Origin of the sequence: Streptomyces sp. 3330, from assembly GCF_031456635.1 — a bacterium.
In the GTDB taxonomy this organism is placed as follows: Bacteria; Actinomycetota; Actinomycetes; order Streptomycetales; family Streptomycetaceae; genus Streptomyces.
Genome location: NZ_JAVDVA010000019.1, coordinates 34586 through 52145, shown reverse-complemented (window position 1 = coordinate 52145; position 17560 = coordinate 34586). Strand labels below are relative to the sequence as shown.

The following is a 17560-nucleotide window of genomic DNA, read 5'->3' as shown; positions in this document are numbered from 1 at the left end:
AGAGGGTCGTCACTCACGGCGGCACGGCGAAGCCCGCGCCGGCTCCGCCCATCGTATGTTCGATCGCGCCGGTCCGCTGCGGCATACCTCCGGACCGTGCGCTGCGAGGACAGGACAGGGCACACACGGTCAAGACGGCCGCCGCGCCCCCAGCACACAGAACTCGTTGCCCTCGGGGTCGACCAGCACCACCCACGGCTGCTCGCCCTGTCCGACGTCCGCCCGGCGGGCGCCCAGGGACAGCAGGCGGGCGACCTCGGCCTGCTGGTCCTCCGGCCGGAAGTCCAGGTGGAGCCGGTTCTTGACGGTCTTGCCCTCCGGCACCGGGACGAAGATCAGACCCGGCGGCCGGTCCCGTCCGGGCCGGATCTCGTACTCGTCCGCCGCGTCGTGGATCACGACCCACCCGAGGGCCGCGGCCCACCAGCGCCCCAGCGCCACCGGGTCGGCCGAGTCGACGACCACTTGCTCCCACTCGAGTGCCATGACCGGAGCGTAGTGAAGACTGGGGCCGACGGATGTGATCACGACACGAGGAGGCGGCGGGATGACGGTCCCGATCACGGCAGGGGTCGACGGGACGGACGAGAGTCTCGCGGCGCTCGCCTGGGCGGCCCGCGAGGCCGTCCGGCGCGACCGGGAACTGCGGGTGGTGCACGCCTGGCGGTTCCAGCCGAACGCGGCGGCCGAGGTGGCGGACCGGGACGCCCAGGAGCGGTGGGTGCGGGACTCCGTCCGGCAGGCCGTCGCGGCGGTCGCCGAGCGGCACCCCGGGCTCGCCGTCACCGCCGACGTCGGGGAGGGCAGCCCGGTCGACACGCTCGTCGCCGCCGCGGCGGAGGCGGAACTGCTCGTGCTCGGCTCACGCGGACACGGCCCCGTGGTCGGGTTCCTGCTCGGCTCGGTCGGACAGCAGGTGATCGCCGAGGCCGCGCGTCCGGTCGTGCTGGTCCGCGCCGGAGACCAGCCGTCGTCCGAGGTCGCCGGCCACGAGATCGTCGTCGGCCAGCAGGGCGAGCCCGAGGACAGCGCCCCCGCGCTGCGCTTCGCGTTCGAGACGGCGGCCGCCCGGGGCGCGGGCGTCCGCGCGGTACGGGCCTGGACGCTCCCGCCGGTGTTCGCCTACAGCCCCGGCTCGCTCAAGCTCCTCGACGACGCCGGCGGCCTGGAGCCGTACGAGAAGAAGGCGCTGGCCGACGCCCTGCGGCCGTGGCGGGAGCGGTTCCCCGACGTGCCGGTGGTGGAACACGTGGAGATGGGCAGCGCAGGGCAGGTGCTGCTGTCGGTGTCCGGGCGGGCGCAGCTGATGGTGGTCGGCCGCCGCGCCCACCGCACGGCCGTGGGCGCCCGGATCGGCTCGGTGGCGCACGGCGTCCTGCACCACGCGGACTGCCCGGTCGCCGTCGTGCCCCACGACTGAGTCACTCCGGCCGGCTCACTCCGGGATCGTCGGCTCCAGGGTCTCCCGGGCCTTGGGCAGGATCCTGGTGATGTAGTCCTCGACGGCGGTGTCGAGGCCGATGTCGTGCTGCGCGTGCTCCGAGAGGTACCAGCGGTGTTCGAGGAGTTCGTGGTAGATCTCCGCCGCGTCCATGGAGCCGCGCAGCTCGAGCGGGACCGCGCGCACGGTGGGCCGGAAGACGTCCCGCACCCAGCGGTGCGCCAGCACCTCCGGGCGGGCGGCGAGGGGGTCGCCCGGGGCGTAGTCGTCCTGGGTGGCCATCCAGCTCTCGAGGTCGTTGAGCAGCCGCCGGGCCTGGTTCTCCTCGGTGTCCAGACCGGTCAGGCGCAGCAGCTGGCGCTGGTGGTGGCCGGCGTCGACGACCTTGGGCACGAAGGTGACCGTGTCGCCGTTGGGGGAGTGCTCGATCTGCATCTCGGCGACGTCGAAGCCGAGTTCGTTGAGCCGGCGGATCCGGCGCTCGATGTAGTGGTACTTGCCCGCCGGGTAGACCGAGGTGCGGGTCAGCTCCTGCCACAGCGCCCCGTAGCGGGCGCAGATCTCGGTGCCGAACTCGATCGGGTCCACCGAGGGGTGCAGCGCCCCGGACGCCTCCAGGTCGAGCAGCTCGCCGCTGATGTTGACGCGGGCGAGGTCGAGGTCGTAGTCGCGCTGGCCGGGGCTCAGCTGAGGGTGCAGGTCGCCGGTCTCGGCGTCGACGAGGTAGGCGGCGTAGGCGCCCGCGTCCCGGCGGAACAGCGTGTTGGAGAGCGAGCAGTCGCCCCACGCGAACCCGGCCAGATGCAGTCGCACCAGCAGTACGGCGAGGGCGTCCATGAGCCGGTGCATGGTGGCCGGGCGCATCGTCGTCTCGAACATCGAGCGGTACGGCATCGAGCCGCCCAGATGCCGCGTGACCAGTACGGACTCCAGCGGGACGCCGCCCTCGTCGGTGCGGCCGGTGACGACGGCCAGCGGGTCGACGGCGGGGATGCCGAGCCGGTCCAGGTCGCGCAGCAGCTCGTACTCGCGCAGCGCGGGGCGCGCGGCGAGTTCCTTGACGGCGATCACCTCGTCGCCGGCCTGGGCGTAGCGCACCACGTGGCGGGAGATGCCGCGCGGCAGCGGGACGAGGACCTCCTCGGGCCACTCCTCCAGGGGCAGGTGCCAGGGCAGCTCCAGGAGGAGTGCCGGATGCTCCGGGTTGGTGGCGCTGATCTGCAAAGCCATGGCCTGACCTTAGACGGCGCGTTCGCGGGCCTGCTGGGCCGCCGCCTTCACGGACCCCCGGTGCGACGGGCCGTGCCCGGGCAGCAGCAGGTCGGCCGCCAGTCCCTCGATGACGTCCAGGGACTCCACCGCCCGGGCGCGCTCGTGGTGGAACATGTCCGGCAGCAGCTGCGGCCCCGCCAGCCGGGAGGTCGGATGGCCGCTCACCAGGGCGTCGCCGGAGACGACCACGCCCACCCGCGGGAGGTGGAAGACGGCGTGACCGCCGGTGTGGCCGGGGGTGTGCACCGGGACGGGCCGGCCGGGCAGGTCCAGCGGGCCGCCGGCGCCGGGGAACGCCTCGGGCGCGGTCACCGGGTGCTGCTCGGTGCCGCCGGAGCGCAGCGCGTGCACCATCCAGGGCAGCACACCGGGCCGCCAGGCGTTCCTCAGCACCTCGCCCACGCTCACCTGCTGGAGGAACTCCCGTCGGGCGTGCGGCACTTCGGCCTCGTGCAGATACACCGGCGTGCCGTACGCGGAGCGCAGGTGCTCGGCGGAGCCCAGGTGGTCGTTGTGGGCGTGGGTGATCAGCACGGCCGTGACGGCCTCCGGTGAACTGCCCACGGCGGCCAGGGAGTCCAGGAGCAGCTGCCGGTCTCCCGGGTAACCGGTGTCGATCAGGGTGACGGCGTCCCCCTCGGTGAGGATCACCCAGTTGGTGTTGCTGCCGTGCACCAGGTAGGTGCCGTCCGCCACTTGCCGTACGTCTGCCCGCATGGCCGTCCCGTGTCCTGGAGATCCGTCGTCGACGGGGACAGCAAAGCAGATCACCGCCCTGATGCGGCCGGTGGGGTTCCCTGCGTGCCGGGCGGGAATCCCGTCCGCGGAGGAGGGGGCACAGGCGCCGTCCGCTCCGCCTCAGCGCACCCCGCCGGGGCGGAACTGGACGCTGATGCGCGCTCCGGCGGCCCGGGTGGACTTGGGGACGCAGTGCTCCCAGGTCCGCTGGCAGGAGCCGCCCATCACGATCAGGTCGCCGTGGCCGAGCGGACGCCGTACCGTCTCGCCCCCGCCCGCCGGGCGCAGCAGCAGGTCGCGCGGGGAGCCCACGGAGAGGATCGCGACCATGGTGTCCTCCCGGGCGCCGCGGCCGATCCGGTCGCCGTGCCAGGCGACGCTGTCCCGGCCGTCGCGGTAGTGGCACAGGCCCGCGGTGACGAAGGGCTCGCCCAGCTCCTCGGCGTAGTGCGCGGACAGCGCGCGGCGCGCCTCGGTGAGCACCGGGTGGGGCAGCTCCTCGCCGACTCCGTAGAACGCCAGCAGACGCGGGACGTCGATGACGTTGTCGTACATCTTCCGGCGCTCGGCACGCCAGGGCACCTCGGTCGCCAGCCGCTCGAACAGGGCGTCCGACCCGGCGAGCCAGCCCGGTAGCACGTCGATCCAGGCGCCCGCGCCGAGCGTGGTCCGGCGGAGCCCGTCGAGGGGGCCGAGGCGCAGTTCGTCGGCCTGGTCGAACAGGGAGCCCTGGAGGTGGTGCGCGGTCATGGTCCCAGCCTACTCCTTAATCGAAAGTATGTTCCCTTCGGATGTTCCGTGTCAGGTGCCGCGGTCTGTGTCGCGGCTTGGCTCGAGAGGGCTTTCGATACATCGGTGTATCGGATACATTCCCGTATCGAACGGAGGTCCGAGATGGCGACGGAGCAGACCGAGCAGACCGGGCGGACGACCGGGCGCGTCACCCGGCGCCGGGTCCGCACCCGGGCCAGGCTGCTCGACGCCGCCTTCGCGGTGTTCGCCGCCAAGGGCTTCGGCCGGGTCTCCATCGAGGAGGTCTGCGAGGCCGCCGGATACAGCAGGGGCGCCTTCTACTCCAATTTCGACAGCCTGGACGAGCTGTTCTTCGCCCTCTACCGGCAACGGGCCGACCTGATCGCGGAGCAGGTGTCCGGGGCCCTCGCCCTCGACGGACCCGACCTCGACGTGCCCGCCGCCGTCGACCGGGTCACCGAGGTGCTCCTCCTCGACCTGGACTGGCTCCTGGTGAAGACCGATTTCCTGGTGCACGCGGCGCGCGCCCCGGACGTCGCGCAGACGCTGCTCGAACACCGGGCCCGGCTGCGGCGGGCGATCGCCGACCGGCTCGCCCGGGCCCGGGGCCTCGCCGAACCGCCGGCCGTGCTCGGGGACGTCGACAGCGCGGCCCACGCCGTGGTCGCCGCCTACGACGGAGTCACCGCCCAACTGCTGCTGGACAAGGACGTCGAGGGTGCCCGCGTCTGGCTGAAGCAACTGCTCACCGCGCTGCTGACCGACGGCAGCGGCACCCCGGAATGACCTCTTCGAGAAAGGCAGCGGACGCCATGGACGCGGACGTCATCGTCGTCGGAGCGGGCCTCGCGGGCCTGGTCGCGGCGCACGAACTCACCAGCAGGGGCCGGCGGGTCGCCCTGGTCGACCAGGAGAACGCCGCCAACCTCGGCGGCCAGGCGTTCTGGTCCTTCGGCGGTCTCTTCCTCGTCGACTCACCGGAGCAGCGCCGCCTCGGCATCAAGGACTCCTTCGACCTCGCCTGGAACGACTGGCAGGGCAGCGCGCAGTTCGACCGCACCGACGACGAGGACTCCTGGGCGGTGCGCTGGGCGCGCGCCTACGTCGAGTTCGCGGCGGGGGAGAAGCGGAGCTGGCTCGCCGGGCACGGGATCTCCTTCGTGCCGACCGTCGGCTGGGCGGAACGCGGCGACCTGCGCGCCGACGGACACGGCAACTCCGTGCCCCGCTTCCACGTCGCCTGGGGGACCGGCACGGGCGTCGTCGACCCGTTCGTGCGGTACGCCAAGCAGGCGTCGAAGGACGGGCTGCTGACCTTCCACCACCGGCACCGGGTGGACGAGCTGGTGATCGAGGACGGCGCCGCCCGCGGGGTGCGCGGCACGGTCCTCGCCCCCGACGACTCCGCGCGCGGCGTCGCCTCCAACCGCGACCGCGCGGGCGACTTCGAGCTGACCGCCCAGGCCGTGGTCGTCACCAGCGGCGGCATCGGCGCCGACCACGAGATCGTCCGGCGCTACTGGCCGCAGCGGCTGGGCACGCCGCCCGCCGAGATGGTCACCGGTGTCCCCGCCTACGTCGACGGCCGCATGCTCGACATCAGCGCCGAGGCCGGTGTCCGGCTGGTCAACCGCGACCGCATGTGGCACTACACCGAGGGCATCCGGAACTGGGACCCGATCTGGCCCGGCCACGGCATCCGCATCCTGCCCGGCCCTTCCTCCCTGTGGTTCGACGCCCTGGGCCGCCGCCTGCCCGACCCGTGCCTTCCGGGCTACGACACCCTCAACACGCTCAAATACCTGCGGACGACCGAGGACATCGCCGGGTACGACCACTCCTGGTTCATCCTCACCCGCAAGATCGTCGAGAAGGAGTTCGCGCTCTCGGGCTCCGAGCAGAACCCCGACATCACCGCCAAGGACCGCAAGGCCGTCCTGCGCGACCGGCTGCTGGGCAAGGGCGCTCCGGCGCCGGTGCAGGCGTTCCTCGACCACGGCGCGGACTTCGTCGTCGCCGGCACCCTCGACAAGCTCGTCGAGAAGATGAACGGGCTGACGGAGAAGGCGCTGCTCGACGTGGACACCCTGCGCCGGCAGATCAAGGCCCGGGACCTCCAGCTGGCCAACCCGTACGCCAAGGACTCCCAGATCCAGGGCATCCGCAACGCGCGCCGCTACATCGGTGACCGGCTCGGCCGGGTCGCCACCCCGCACCGCGTCCTGGACCCCGAGGCGGGCCCGCTCATCGCCGTCAAACTGCACGTCCTCACCCGCAAGACCCTCGGCGGCATCCAGACCGACCTCGACTCGCGCGCCCTGGGCGCCGACGGACAGCCGGTCGAGGGGCTGTACGCGGCGGGTGAGGTGGCCGGCTTCGGCGGTGGCGGCGTGCACGGCTACAACGCCCTGGAAGGCACCTTCCTCGGCGGCTGCCTCTTCTCGGGACTGGCCGCGGGACGGGCCGCGGCCCGGCAGACAGGCTGACGGGCTGGCGGGTAGGCGGGCAGGGTCGACGGACGGCGACGAGGCACGGTTCGACGGGCGGGCCGGTGGGCGGGCCGACGGGCGGGCCGACGGGTGGGACGGTGGCGTGGTCGTGCGGGGCCGGCCGCGCGAACGGCCTTCGCGTTCCCGGCCGTTCCCCGAGAACGCCCTCCCGGTCGTCAGCCCCGGTCCGCCTCCAGCAGGCGGACCAGCACCGCCGTGTGGCTGTGCTCCGGGGACTTCGCGGACGTCAGCAACGTCACCGGCCCCTCGCGGACCGACCCGCGCAACCGGTCGAGAAGTCCGGCCGCCTCGGGCTCGGCCAGCTCCGCCTCGTAGCGCCGCGCGAACTCCTCGTACGACCCCTCGCCCGCGTGGTACCAGCGACGCAGCTCGGTGGACGGAGTGAGGCCCTTGGGCCACTCGTCCACCCGGGCCGCGTCCTTGGACACCCCGCGCGGCCACAGCCGGTCGACCAGGACCCGCACCCCGTCGTCGGGCTCGGGCGGGTCGTAGACGCGACGCACACGGACACTCATGGGCGGGCCGTCCTCGGAGTCGGAGGGTCCTGTCGAGCGTAACCGCCGAACGCCCGCCGACACCGCTCGGCTTGACCTGAATGAGGGCGAGGACCGGGGCGTCCGGTCCCTAGTCTGGGGACGTTTGATCACACGCCACCCCCCCCCAGGAGCGCACGTGACACACCCTCGCAGACGCGCCACCACCCTGCTGCGCCGCGACACCGTCGCCCTCACCGTCCCCGTCGCCCTGGCGGCGCTGCTCACGGCGGCCGGACCCGCCACCGCGGCAGGACCGACGGGCACGGCAGGCGTCGGCGACCCCTACTTCCCGCTCGCCGGCAACGGCGGCTACCACGTGAGCCACTACGACCTGACCCTGCGCTACGACCCGGGCAGCCGGCACCTCGACGGCAAGGCCGTGCTCACCGCCCGCGCCAACCGGCGGCTCACCCGCTTCGACCTCGACCTCCAGGGGCTGAAGGTCACCGGCCTCACCGTGGACCACGTCAAGGCCGCACACCGGCGCGACGGCCAGGAACTCGTCGTCACCCCGCGGCGCGCGCTGCGCGCGGGCGAGCGGTTCCAGGTCACCGTCACCTACGACGGCACCCCCGGCCCCGTCACCGACCCCGACGGCTCGCCCGACGGCTGGATCCCCACCGACGACGGGGCCTTCGTCGCCGGTGAGCCCCAGGGCGCCATGACCTGGTTCCCGGCCAACAACCACCCTCTCGACAAGTCCTCCTACGACTTCACCATCACCGTCCCCGAGGACCGCGCGGCCGTCGCCAACGGCGTCCTGCTCGGCCGGCGCACCACGAACGGACGGACCACCTACCGCTGGCGCCAGAGCGAACCCATGGCCGCCTATCTCGCGACCGCCACCGTGGGGAAGTTCCGGATCACGCAGTACACGACCCCCGACGGCCTGCGGGTCTACGACGCCGTCGACCCGCGGGAGGCCGCGGCCGCCGCGCCCGTCCTGGAGCGGCTGCCGTCCGTGCTGAAGTGGGAGAGCACGCTGTTCGGCCCCTACCCGTTCCGCGCCGCCGGTTCCATCGTCGACCACGCCCCGGACGTCGGCTACGCCCTGGAGACCCAGTCGCGGCCCGTGTACGACCGGGCGCCCGACCTCGGCACCCTCGTCCACGAGAGCGCCCACCAGTGGTTCGGCGACTCCGTCTCCCTCACCTCCTGGAAGGACATCTGGCTGAACGAGGGCTTCGCCACCTACACCGAGTGGCTCTACGAGGAGCAGCACGGGGGCAACACCGCCCAGCAGGCCTTCGACGCCCTCTACGCCCGCCCCGCCACCGACGGCCTGTGGGCGTTCCCGCCCGGCGACCCCGGCAGCGGCGCGAACATCTTCGGGGCCCCCGTCTACGCCCGCGGCGCCATGACCCTGCACGCCCTGCGCACCACCGTCGGAGACCGCGCCTTCTTCCGCGTCCTGCGGGCCTGGGCCGCCGCGCACCGCTACGGCCACGGCACCACCGCCCAGTTCGAGCGGCTCGCGGAACGGGTGTCCGGGCGGGACCTCGACGCGCTGTTCGGGACCTGGCTCCACGGCCGGGGCAAGCCCGGCAGGCCGTGAACGTCCGGACGGCCCGCGGAACCTGACGGGTTCCTCACATCCGTCGGAGAAGGTCGGACGATGATCACCCTTCGCCGCCGGGGCGTGCCGCTCGCCGTGTCCCTCCCGCGCACCGGACACGGCGGCGGCGCCGCGGCCGTACCGGACCACCGGCCCGGCGCCACCGCCCCGCCCGCGTCCGGCTCACCCGCCCCCGCGGTCTCCGCCGGGGCCGCACCGGCGCGTACACCCGGCCGGCGCACGCAGATCCGGGCCGCCGTGACCAGGGCGGTCCCGCCCACGGCCGCGTCGGCGTAGCCGAGGAGCACACGAGGGCGCCGCTCCTCGCCCCGGACCCCGCCCCGCACGCCGTGGTCGTCATGGGCGACCATGCCTCTCTGGCCCGCCGAGAAACGGAGTTGTCGCGTGTGCGCTCACGTACTGGTCGCCGAGGACGACGCCATGCAGGCCGAACTCATCCGCCGCTCGCTGCTCTCCGAGGGGCACACCGCCACCGTCGTGCACGACGGCGCGGCCGCGCTGGACGCGGTGCGGCGCGACCGGCCCGACCTCGTCGTCCTCGACCTCATGCTGCCGGTCGTCGACGGCTTCGGGGTGTGCCGGGTGCTGCGCCGCGACGACGACATCCCGGTGCTGATGCTGACCGCCCGGGCGGGCGAGGACGACGTGCTGCTCGGCCTGGAACTGGGCGCCGACGACTACATGACCAAGCCCTACAGCCCGCGTGAGCTGATGGCCCGCATCCGCACCGTCCTGCGGCGCAGCGGGCGGGCCGGCGCCGACCGGCGGGACGACCCCGTCGTCCGGGCCGCCGGGCTCGCCGTCGATCCCGAGCGGCACGAGGTGCGCTGCGCCGGAGAGCCCGTGGAGTGCACGCCGGCCGAGTTCCAGATCCTGCTGGCCATGGCCACGGAGCCCGAACGGGTCTTCTCCCGGCGGCAGTTGCTCCAATGCACCCGAGGTTTCGACCGGGCCTCGACCGAACGGGCGATAGACGTGCACATCATGAACCTGCGCCGGAAGATCGAGGCCGACCCGCGCAGACCCGTGCGGCTGCTGACGGTGTTCGGCGTCGGCTACAAGCTCAGCGGCGGCCACGCGTGAACCGCGGCCGCGCCCGCATACCGCTGCGCAAGCGCCTGCTGGTCCGTCTGCTGATCGCGTCCGTCCTGATCGCCGTGTGCTCGGTGGCCGCCACCGCCTGGCTCGCCGTCACCACCACCACCCGCGCGCTGCGGGAGGAGCAGGGCCAGGCGCTCGCCGACGACATGGACATCCTCGCCCGGCTCAGCGGCTACGCGGCCACCCACCCCGACTGGACGGGTGTCCGGGCGACGGTCCGTGACCTGTCCGCGCGCACCGGCCGGCGTATCGCCCTGACCACCGCCGACCGCACGCCCCTGGCCGACTCGGCACCGCGCGGCACCCCGCTGCCACCGCGCGCCGCAGCCACCGTCGACCCGCTGCGCACCGACACCTACAGCGAGCCGGGCGCGCAGCTGAGCGGCACCGACCCGCGGGTGGTGGGCCCCTACCGGCTGACCCCGCTCGAACGCGAGAAGCTCGACGCCTCGGCCCGCGCCCGGCAGCGCTGCCTCTCCCGCTACGGCGTCGACACCACCGTCACGCACAGCCCGAGCGGACGCCCGCTCGTCACCGCCGCCGACTCCACCGCCGTCCCCGGATACGCGCTGGACGAGTGCGACGGGCGGCTCGACACCCCCGCGCCCACGGAGCAGAAGGCGCTGACCGCGCTTCAGGTCCGGGCCGGCGGCTGTCTGACCCGAGCGGGGCTGGATCCCGGCATGCCGCTGCTCTTCGGCACGGCCGTGCCCGGCCCGTCCGGCCGTCTCACCCTCGCGCCCGTGGTCGCCAAGATGGTGGCCGACGGGGACCCGGGCGGCAAGGACGCGAAGACGGCCCTGCGCGCGGCCCAGACCTGCTTCGAGACCGCCCGCCGCGCCCAGCTCGACCCCTATGCCGCCCCGGTCGCCGAACTGTTCCTCGGCGTCGGCGACGACGGCGCGGCTCCCCGCTGGGTCATGTCCCCGGCCAACAAGGCCAAGGTGGCCGGCGCGGCCGGGCTGGTGCTGGCCGTCACCGTCGCCGTCACCGCCGTCGTCGCCACCCGCCTGGTCCGGCCGCTGCGCGCCCTGACCGAGGCCGCTCAGCAGCCCCCGGACCGGCACGCGCGTGTGCCCGTCACGACACGCGACGAGACCGGGATCCTGGCGGAGGCCTTCAACGACCTGGCCGAACGCCGGGAACGGCTGGAGGCCCAGCGCAAGGCGCTGGTCAGCGATGTGGCCCACGAACTGCGCAGCCCGCTCACCAACATCCGGGGATGGCTGGAGGTCACCCGCGACGGCCTGGTGGAGCCCGACACCGAGCTGCTCGGCGCCCTGCACGAGGAGGCGCTGGTCCTCCAGCGCGTCATCGACGACCTGCGCGACCTCGCGGCCGCCGACGCGGGCACCCTGCGGCTGCACCGTGAACCGGTGCCCGCCGACGATCTGCTCGCCCAGGTCGCCGCCGCCCACCGGGTCGCCGCCGACACGGCGGGCGTGCGCCTGCGCACCGGGACCGAGGGGGTTCCCTGGCTGGACGCCGACCCGGTGCGGCTGCGGCAGGCGCTCGGCAACCTCGTCACCAACGCGGTACGTCACACCCCGCCCGGCGGGGCGGTCACCCTGACCGCCCGCGGAGACGGCGGGTGCGTCGTCCTGGAGGTCGCCGACACCGGCTCGGGCATCGCCGCCGAGGATCTGCCGCACGTCTTCGAGCGGTTCTGGCGGGCGGAGAAGTCACGCAGCCGCCGCACCGGCGGCAGTGGTCTCGGCCTGCCCATCGTCCGCCAGCTGACGGACGCCCACGGCGGCACGGCGCGGGCGACGAGCACCCCGGGCGCGGGCAGCGTCTTCACCCTGCGACTGCCCGCGGCGGCTGCGCCCGCAGACGCCTAGGAGAGCGCCGGGGCGCCCTGTCCCCCGGTCGCTCCGGCCGACCGGAGCGACCGGGGCGGCCGACGTGCCACCGGCCGTTCCGGCGCGGGCGTCGCCGCGCCGGAACGGCCGGTGGGTGTACCGCTCGGGCAGGGGTCTTCGGCCCCGGAGCCGCCCGGCCGGCCGCGCGCGGCGCCCGCCCTCCCGGACCGGGCGCCCTTCACGCACTGCGCCGGGCCCTGATGCGCCGCTTGAGGGCGCGCCGTTCGTTCTCGCTCGTGCCGCCCCAGACCCCGAGGGTCTGATCCGTCTCCATGGCCCACTCCAGACACTGCTCGCGCACGGGGCAGCGTCGGCAGACCCCCTTCGCCTGCTCCGTCTGGAGCAGAGCCGGACCGGAGGTACCGATCGGGAAGAAGAGGTCGGGGTCCTCGTGGCGGCACTCGGCGTGCTCTCGCCAGTCGTCCATCGAAGTCACCTGCGATCTCGTCGTCTGTGCCTTTCCGGATGCGTTGCTCGTGATCGGGTCTCCGGAGGCGGGACGGTGAAACAGGATGAGCCCGGAAAACGTTCACTGCTCCCGCTGCCCCCACGGGGAGCCGTACGCCGTCAGCAGGTCGAGGAACGGGCGGGGCGGGAAGGCCTCGGGGCCCAGGACGCCCGCGCCGGACCACGCGCCCGTGGCGAGCAGTTCGAGGGCCACCACCGGGTTGACGGCGGTCTGCCACACCACGGCCTGGCTGCCGTACTCGGCCATGGACCACTGGTTGTCGACCACGTGGTAGAGGTACACCTCGCGCGGCGCGCCGTCCTTCACGCCGCGCACCCAGGTGCCCGCGCAGGTCTTGCCGTGCATCAGCTCGCCCAGGGTCGCCGGGTCGGGCAGGCAGGCGGCCACCACGTCCCGGGGCGAGACGGGTACCGGCCCCGACGCGCTCGGCACGGTCACCGGCGTGGTGCGGTCCAGCCCCAGGAGGTGCAGCGTCTTGAGGGTCTCGATGAACTGGTTGCCCAGGCCGTACTTGAAGGTGACCCGGCGCGCCTTCACCCAGCGCGGCACGAGCAGCACCTCCTCGTGCTCGACGTTCACGCACTCCACCGGCCCGATGCCCTCGGGGAAGTCGAAGACCTCGGGTTCGCTGAAGGGCGCGGTGGTGAACCAGCCCCGGTCGGCCTCGTAGACCACCGGCGGGTTGAGGCACTCCTCGATGGTGGTCCAGATGTTGAAGGAGGGCGCGAAGTCATGGCCCTCGACGGTGAGGTTCGCGCCGTCGCGGACGCCGATCTCCTCGATCTCGTCGAAGAGTTCGTCGGCGGCGTAGCGGGCGAAGACGTCCGACAGCCCCGGCTCGACCCCCATGCCGACCAGTGCCAGGGCGCCCGCCTCGGCCCAGTCGTCGGCCTCGGCGAACTGCGCGTCGCCGAGCCGGACCCCGCACTCCTCGTACGGCCGGTCCGGGTGCGGCCGCGACAGCGACATCGCCATGTCGACATAGGTGGCCCCGGCGCTGCGCGCCGCGTGGAACAGCGGCATCACGAACCGCGGGTCGGTGGCGTTGAGCAGGACGTCGCAGCGGTGGCGGGCGAGCAGGTCGGCCACGGCCGCCATGTCACCGGCGTCGACGCGCTCGGCGTGGAAGCGGTCGTCGTCGAGCGCGGCGACGGCGGCGGCGGACCGGGCGGGGTCGTAGTCGGCGACCACGAACGCCTCGAAGAACGGGCGGCGGGCGGCGATCCGGGTGATGGCGGTGCCTACACCGCCGGCGCCCACGAGAAGGACACGCATGAGGAGAACTCCCTCGGCTGGGGATGCGAACGAGGTGGTGCGAAGGGGGGCCCTGAGAGCGATACAACGCCGCGCCCGGGCGTAAGGTCAATGGCGTTGGCATAAGAGTGAGGCGGGTCCGCGCCCGCCGCCCGGCGACGCGCGGCACGGCAGGGCCGCACGTCCGCAAGGCCTTGCGGTACCGCAAGCAAAGCCCGCGGCACGGCAGGACCGCGAGCGGAGCGCTGAGCGCCGAGTGCTGTGCGCAGGGCGCGGACGAGGAGTGAGGGGCGAGGCGTGGCCAAGCAGGTGGTACCCGAGGAGAAGCGGCGCCGTCGCCGGCCCACCAGGAGCGGCACCGTGCTGTCCGAGCGGCTGATCGTCGAGGCGGCGCTGCGCCTGCTGCGCGAACACGGCAGCGCCGGGCTCAGCGCCCGCCGCCTCGGCATCGCCCTCGACTGCGATCCGAGCACCCTCTACCGGTACTTCCGCGGCATGGACGAGCTGACCCTGGCCATCGGCGACGCGCTCGTCGGCGAGGCGCTGCGGGGCTGGCGGCCGACGGGGGAGTGGCGCACGGATCTGCACACCGTCGGGCTGCGCATCCACGCCGCCTACGTCGCCCACCCGCAGGCCGCCCAGCTCACCGCGAGCCGGGTCAGCGGCCGGGCCAACGAACTCGCCGCCGACGAGGCTGTTCTCGACGTGCTGCGCAGCGCCGGGTTCCCGCCGGCCGACACCGTGCGGATCTACCACGTCTTCATCGACCAGACCCTGGCCTTCGCGGCCCTGGAGGCCGCCTCCCTGGCCCTGCCCCGGGCCGCGCAGCGCGCGGACGACGCGATGTGGCGCTCGACGTACGCCCGGCTGCCCGCCGAGACCCATCCCCGGATCGCCGAGGCGGCCCCGCTGCTGTCGGCCCGCATGGTGACCAGCGCCTACCCGGCGGCGCTGGAGATGTTGCTGGACAGCGCGCAGGCGACGCTGGACCGGCTCAGCTCCTGAGCGCCTCGGCCGCGGTCGCCGCCACCGCGTCCGCGACGGCCGCCAGCGCCGGGGAGTCCAGCTTCCACTGCTGCCAGTACAGCGGGACGTCCAGCGGGCGTTCGGGGGCCAGCGGGACCAGGCGGCCGGAGCGCAGCAGCGGGCCGCCCTGCACCTCGGGCACCATGCCCCACCCCAGGCCCGCGACCACGGCGGCCACGAAACCCTCCGAGGTCGGCACGGCCTGGCGTACCTGACTCGCGCCGTGGGAGCCAGCGCTCAGCCCGCGCACGAAGGCGTCCTGGAGGTCGTCGCTCCGGTCGAAGGTCATCACCGGCGCCCGGCCGAGGGTCTCGTGCAGCGGGCCGTCGCCCAGGTGGCGCGCGACGAAGTCCGGGGTCGCGGCGGCCAGGTAGCGCATCGTGCCCAGGGCCCGCACGGAGCAGCCGGTCACCGCCTCGGGCGACGAGGTCACCGCGGCCATCACCAGCCCCTCCCGCAGGAGTTCCGCCGTGCGGGTCTCGTCCTCGCGGTGCAGCTCGAAGCAGAACCGCGGTTCCCGCGGCACCCGGGTCAGGGCCGGCAGGAACCAGGTGGCGAGCGAGTCCGCGTTCACCGCGACCGTGACCCGGGCGGGTTCGCCCTCGCCGCTCATGCCCAGCTCGGACCGCGTGTCCCGTTCGAGCCGGGCGAGCTGGCGGGCGAACCGGATGACGATCTCGCCCGACTCCGTGGGCCGCACCGGCTTGGTGCGCAGCAGCAGCACCCGGCCCGTGCGCTGTTCCAGGGCCTTCACGCGCTGACTGACCGCCGACGGCGTCACGTGCAGGGCGGCGGCGGCCGCGTCGAAGGTGCCCTCGTCCACCACCGCGAGCAGGGTGCGCACCTGGTCGAGCGGAAGGTCCGTCATCATCGGGTCATCACGAAAGCTAATGATACGTAAGAATCTTTAGCTGTACGTGCAGTGATCGCTTCCTTAGCGTGGACGTCATGTCCCACACCCTCACCGCCGCGGTCGCCGGATTCGGCACCGGTCTGTCGCTCATCGTCGCCATCGGCGCCCAGAACGCTTTCGTCCTGCGTCAGGGCGTCCGCCGGGACGCCGTCCTCGCCGTCGTCGGGATCTGCGCCCTGTCCGACGCGCTGCTCATCGCCCTGGGTGTGGGAGGGGTGGGCGCGCTGGTGGTGGCCTGGCCCGGGGCGCTGACCGCGGTCGGCTGGATCGGCGGCCTGTTCCTGCTCTGCTACGGGGCGCTGGCCGCGCGGCGGGCGCTCCGCCCCACGGGCGCCCTGGTGGCCGAGGGGGAGAGCACGGGCTCCCTGCGCCGGGCGGTGCTGACCTGTCTGGCGCTGACCTGGCTCAACCCGCACGTCTACCTCGACACGGTCTTCCTGCTCGGTTCCGTCGCCGCCGACCGCGGCCCGCTGCGCTGGACCTTCGGTCTCGGAGCCGCCCTCGCCAGCCTGTGCTGGTTCGCCGCGCTGGGCTTCGGGGCCCGGCTGCTCGGCCGGTTCCTGACCCGGCCGGCCGCCTGGCGCGTCCTGGACGGGCTCGTCGCGGCCACGATGATCGTCCTCGGCGTGACGCTCGTCGCCGGGGCCTGATCCGTCACGGGTCCGCCCCGATCCGTCCGGAATCCGAGATGACCTGTCCACTGGGCGAGTAAAGCGCCGCAGGTGCTGGGATAGTGACCTCCGGACCGAAAGATGTATCGAGCAACCAGGAATCGCGTGGACACGAGCGAGAGCAGCACGGCACCCGAGGCGGAGGAGGCCGATCCGAGTCCCGGGGACCGGCCCCGGCGCGGCTGGCGCCGCTGGGCGATGGACACCCGGCCGCTGCGCCGGCCCGCCTACCGGCGCCTGTGGTCCTCGACCATCGTCACGGCCGTGGGCAGCCAGCTCACCGCCGTCGCGGTGCCCAAGCAGATCTACGACATCACCGGCTCCTCCGCCTGGGTCGGCTACGCGAGCCTCGCCGGGCTCGTGCCGATGGTGGTGTTCGCGCTGTGGGGCGGCGCGGTGGCCGACACCGTCGACCGGCGCAAGCTGCTGCTGGTCACCAACAGCGGTATCGCGGTCACCTCGGTGCTGTTCTGGCTCCAGGCGGTCTCGGGGCTCGGCTCGGTGGCCGTGCTGATGGTGCTGCTCGCCGCCCAGCAGGCGTTCTTCGGCCTCAACGCGCCCGCCCGCAACGCCTCCATCGCCCGGCTGGTCCCGGCGGACGAACTCGCCGCCGCCAACGCCCTCGGCTCGACCGTCATGCAGACCGGTCTGGTCGCCGGGCCGCTGCTCGCGGGCTCGCTGATCCCCGTCGTCGGCCTGCCCGAGCTGTACCTCCTCGACGCCGTCGCACTCTGCGTGACGCTGTGGGCCGTGGCCCGGCTGCCCGCGCTGCCGCCGCCGGCGAGCGCCACCCCCCGGCGCGCCGGAGTGCGCGAGATCGCGGAGGGCTTCCGCTACATCTCCCGGCACAACGTCCTGCTGCTGTCCTTCCTCGCCGACGTCGTCGCCATGGTCTTCGGCATGCCCCGGGCCCTGTTCCCGCAGCTCGCCGCCGAGACGTACGCCCCCTACGGCGAGGGTCTCGCCCTCGGCCTGCTGTTCGCGGCGATCCCGATCGGCGCGGTGCTGGGCGGGCTTTTCTCCGGCACCTTCTCCCGGGCGCGGCGGCACGGCTGGATGGTGATCGGCGCGGTCGTCGCCTGGGGCGCGGCCATCGCCGGGTTCGGACTGAGCGGCAGCCTGTGGCTCGCCGTGGTGTTCCTGGTGTGCGCCGGTGTCGCCGACATGGTCTCGATGGTCTTCCGCGGGGCGATCCTGCTGTCCGCCGCCACCGACGAGATGCGCGGTCGTATGCAGGGCGTCTTCACGGTCGTCGTCGCGGGCGGCCCCCGGCTGGCCGACGCCCTGCACGGCACGGCGGGCGCCGCCTTCGGGCCCCGCGTCGCGGTCGCGGGCGGCGGCCTGCTGGTCGTCGTGTCGATGCTGGGACTGGCGGCCGCGGTCCCCGCGCTGCGCCGGTACCGCGTCTGAGCCCGTCCCGGCTCCTGCGCCGGTACCG

18 protein-coding genes are annotated in these 17560 nt (G+C 73.8%); 10 read left to right on the top strand and 8 right to left on the bottom strand.

The window, feature by feature from the left end:
* Positions 1 to 129: 129 nt before the first annotated feature.
* Entirely contained in the window at positions 130 to 486 is a 357-nt protein-coding gene (locus J2X68_RS28165; protein ID WP_310435382.1) for a VOC family protein, read from the bottom strand.
* A gap of 61 nt (positions 487 to 547) precedes the next feature.
* Between J2X68_RS28165 and J2X68_RS28160 the strand changes: the two genes are divergently transcribed.
* Entirely contained in the window at positions 548 to 1420 is an 873-nt protein-coding gene (locus J2X68_RS28160) for a universal stress protein (RefSeq protein ID WP_310435381.1), read from the top strand.
* A 15-nt stretch (positions 1421 to 1435) separates the two neighbouring features.
* On the opposite strand, the gene J2X68_RS28155 is transcribed toward J2X68_RS28160, so the two are convergent.
* The 3 genes from J2X68_RS28155 to J2X68_RS28145 all read right to left on the bottom strand — a co-directional run bounded on the left by J2X68_RS28155 (position 1436) and on the right by J2X68_RS28145 (position 4201).
* The gene (locus J2X68_RS28155; protein ID WP_310435380.1) at positions 1436 to 2671 is read right to left on the bottom strand and encodes a DUF4032 domain-containing protein; all 1236 of its coding nucleotides are present in this window, start codon (positions 2669 to 2671) and stop codon (positions 1436 to 1438) included.
* 9 nt (positions 2672 to 2680) lie between these two features.
* The gene (locus J2X68_RS28150) at positions 2681 to 3430 is read right to left on the bottom strand and encodes an MBL fold metallo-hydrolase (RefSeq protein ID WP_310435379.1); all 750 of its coding nucleotides are present in this window, start codon (positions 3428 to 3430) and stop codon (positions 2681 to 2683) included.
* 141 nt (positions 3431 to 3571) lie between these two features.
* Positions 3572 to 4201 carry an alpha-ketoglutarate-dependent dioxygenase AlkB gene (locus tag J2X68_RS28145; RefSeq protein ID WP_310435378.1) on the bottom strand — a complete coding sequence of 210 codons (630 nt, stop codon included), beginning with the start codon at positions 4199 to 4201 and terminating at the stop codon, positions 3572 to 3574.
* 144 nt (positions 4202 to 4345) lie between these two features.
* On the opposite strand from J2X68_RS28145, the gene J2X68_RS28140 reads away from it, so the two are divergent.
* Together J2X68_RS28140 and J2X68_RS28135 are read left to right on the top strand one after the other, a co-directional pair.
* Entirely contained in the window at positions 4346 to 4990 is a 645-nt protein-coding gene (locus J2X68_RS28140) for a TetR/AcrR family transcriptional regulator (protein ID WP_310435377.1), read from the top strand.
* A 26-nt stretch (positions 4991 to 5016) separates the two neighbouring features.
* Positions 5017 to 6690 (top strand): FAD-binding dehydrogenase, encoded by a 1674-nt coding sequence (locus J2X68_RS28135; RefSeq protein WP_310435497.1) that lies wholly within the window; start codon positions 5017 to 5019, stop codon positions 6688 to 6690.
* A gap of 179 nt (positions 6691 to 6869) precedes the next feature.
* Here J2X68_RS28135 and J2X68_RS28130 read toward each other — a convergent pair whose 3' ends face one another.
* The gene (locus tag J2X68_RS28130) at positions 6870 to 7229 is read right to left on the bottom strand and encodes a DUF488 family protein (protein WP_310435376.1); all 360 of its coding nucleotides are present in this window, start codon (positions 7227 to 7229) and stop codon (positions 6870 to 6872) included.
* 157 nt (positions 7230 to 7386) lie between these two features.
* On the opposite strand from J2X68_RS28130, the gene J2X68_RS28125 reads away from it, so the two are divergent.
* From J2X68_RS28125 to J2X68_RS28110, 4 genes are all read left to right on the top strand, one after another.
* Positions 7387 to 8805, top strand: a complete 1419-nt coding sequence (locus tag J2X68_RS28125; protein ID WP_310435375.1) for a M1 family metallopeptidase — start codon at positions 7387 to 7389, stop codon at positions 8803 to 8805.
* A gap of 60 nt (positions 8806 to 8865) precedes the next feature.
* On the top strand, positions 8866 to 9102 hold the full coding sequence (locus tag J2X68_RS28120) for a hypothetical protein (RefSeq protein ID WP_310435374.1): 237 nt from the start codon (positions 8866 to 8868) through the stop codon (positions 9100 to 9102).
* A 108-nt stretch (positions 9103 to 9210) separates the two neighbouring features.
* A complete protein-coding gene (locus tag J2X68_RS28115) occupies positions 9211 to 9909 on the top strand; it encodes a response regulator transcription factor (RefSeq protein WP_310435373.1) in 699 nt (232 codons plus the stop codon).
* Positions 9906 to 11768 carry a HAMP domain-containing sensor histidine kinase gene (locus tag J2X68_RS28110; RefSeq protein ID WP_310435372.1) on the top strand — a complete coding sequence of 621 codons (1863 nt, stop codon included), beginning with the start codon at positions 9906 to 9908 and terminating at the stop codon, positions 11766 to 11768. The genes J2X68_RS28115 and J2X68_RS28110 overlap by 4 nt, the downstream gene beginning before the upstream one ends.
* Before the next feature lie 199 nt (positions 11769 to 11967).
* Here the strand turns inward: J2X68_RS28110 and J2X68_RS28105 are convergent, their stop codons facing one another.
* Together J2X68_RS28105 and J2X68_RS28100 are read right to left on the bottom strand one after the other, a co-directional pair.
* Positions 11968 to 12216 (bottom strand): WhiB family transcriptional regulator, encoded by a 249-nt coding sequence (locus J2X68_RS28105; RefSeq protein WP_310435371.1) that lies wholly within the window; start codon positions 12214 to 12216, stop codon positions 11968 to 11970.
* Between the two features lie 102 nt (positions 12217 to 12318).
* Positions 12319 to 13533 carry a saccharopine dehydrogenase C-terminal domain-containing protein gene (locus J2X68_RS28100; protein WP_310435370.1) on the bottom strand — a complete coding sequence of 405 codons (1215 nt, stop codon included), beginning with the start codon at positions 13531 to 13533 and terminating at the stop codon, positions 12319 to 12321.
* Between the two features lie 276 nt (positions 13534 to 13809).
* Between J2X68_RS28100 and J2X68_RS28095 the strand changes: the two genes are divergently transcribed.
* The gene (locus tag J2X68_RS28095) at positions 13810 to 14517 is read left to right on the top strand and encodes a TetR/AcrR family transcriptional regulator (protein ID WP_310435369.1); all 708 of its coding nucleotides are present in this window, start codon (positions 13810 to 13812) and stop codon (positions 14515 to 14517) included.
* On the opposite strand, the gene J2X68_RS28090 is transcribed toward J2X68_RS28095, so the two are convergent.
* Positions 14507 to 15409, bottom strand: coding sequence for a LysR family transcriptional regulator ArgP (locus J2X68_RS28090; protein WP_310435368.1), 903 nt, complete (start codon positions 15407 to 15409; stop codon positions 14507 to 14509). The two genes, J2X68_RS28095 and J2X68_RS28090, sit on opposite strands and share 11 nt — an antisense overlap.
* Before the next feature lie 77 nt (positions 15410 to 15486).
* Here J2X68_RS28090 and J2X68_RS28085 point away from each other — a divergent pair, with 77 nt between their 5' ends.
* Together J2X68_RS28085 and J2X68_RS28080 are read left to right on the top strand one after the other, a co-directional pair.
* Entirely contained in the window at positions 15487 to 16101 is a 615-nt protein-coding gene (locus J2X68_RS28085; RefSeq protein ID WP_310435367.1) for a LysE/ArgO family amino acid transporter, read from the top strand.
* Positions 16102 to 16227: 126 nt separating this feature from the next.
* The gene (locus J2X68_RS28080; protein ID WP_310435366.1) at positions 16228 to 17532 is read left to right on the top strand and encodes an MFS transporter; all 1305 of its coding nucleotides are present in this window, start codon (positions 16228 to 16230) and stop codon (positions 17530 to 17532) included.
* Positions 17533 to 17560: the final 28 nt, after the last annotated feature.

Excerpts from the sequence above, each read along its gene's own strand:
- J2X68_RS28165 (WP_310435382.1), bottom strand. The coding sequence starts at position 486 with ATGGCACTCGAGTGGGAGCAAGTGGTCGTCGACTCGGCCGACCCGGTG.
- J2X68_RS28160 (WP_310435381.1), top strand. The coding sequence starts at position 548 with ATGACGGTCCCGATCACGGCAGGGGTCGACGGGACGGACGAGAGTCTC.
- J2X68_RS28155 (WP_310435380.1), bottom strand. The coding sequence starts at position 2,671 with ATGGCTTTGCAGATCAGCGCCACCAACCCGGAGCATCCGGCACTCCTC.
- J2X68_RS28150 (WP_310435379.1), bottom strand. The coding sequence starts at position 3,430 with ATGCGGGCAGACGTACGGCAAGTGGCGGACGGCACCTACCTGGTGCAC.
- J2X68_RS28145 (WP_310435378.1), bottom strand. The coding sequence starts at position 4,201 with ATGACCGCGCACCACCTCCAGGGCTCCCTGTTCGACCAGGCCGACGAA.
- J2X68_RS28140 (WP_310435377.1), top strand. The coding sequence starts at position 4,346 with ATGGCGACGGAGCAGACCGAGCAGACCGGGCGGACGACCGGGCGCGTC.
- J2X68_RS28135 (WP_310435497.1), top strand. The coding sequence starts at position 5,017 with ATGGACGCGGACGTCATCGTCGTCGGAGCGGGCCTCGCGGGCCTGGTC.
- J2X68_RS28130 (WP_310435376.1), bottom strand. The coding sequence starts at position 7,229 with ATGAGTGTCCGTGTGCGTCGCGTCTACGACCCGCCCGAGCCCGACGAC.
- J2X68_RS28120 (WP_310435374.1), top strand. The coding sequence starts at position 8,866 with ATGATCACCCTTCGCCGCCGGGGCGTGCCGCTCGCCGTGTCCCTCCCG.
- J2X68_RS28105 (WP_310435371.1), bottom strand. The coding sequence starts at position 12,216 with ATGGACGACTGGCGAGAGCACGCCGAGTGCCGCCACGAGGACCCCGAC.
- J2X68_RS28100 (WP_310435370.1), bottom strand. The coding sequence starts at position 13,533 with ATGCGTGTCCTTCTCGTGGGCGCCGGCGGTGTAGGCACCGCCATCACC.
- J2X68_RS28090 (WP_310435368.1), bottom strand. The coding sequence starts at position 15,409 with ATGATGACGGACCTTCCGCTCGACCAGGTGCGCACCCTGCTCGCGGTG.
- J2X68_RS28085 (WP_310435367.1), top strand. The coding sequence starts at position 15,487 with ATGTCCCACACCCTCACCGCCGCGGTCGCCGGATTCGGCACCGGTCTG.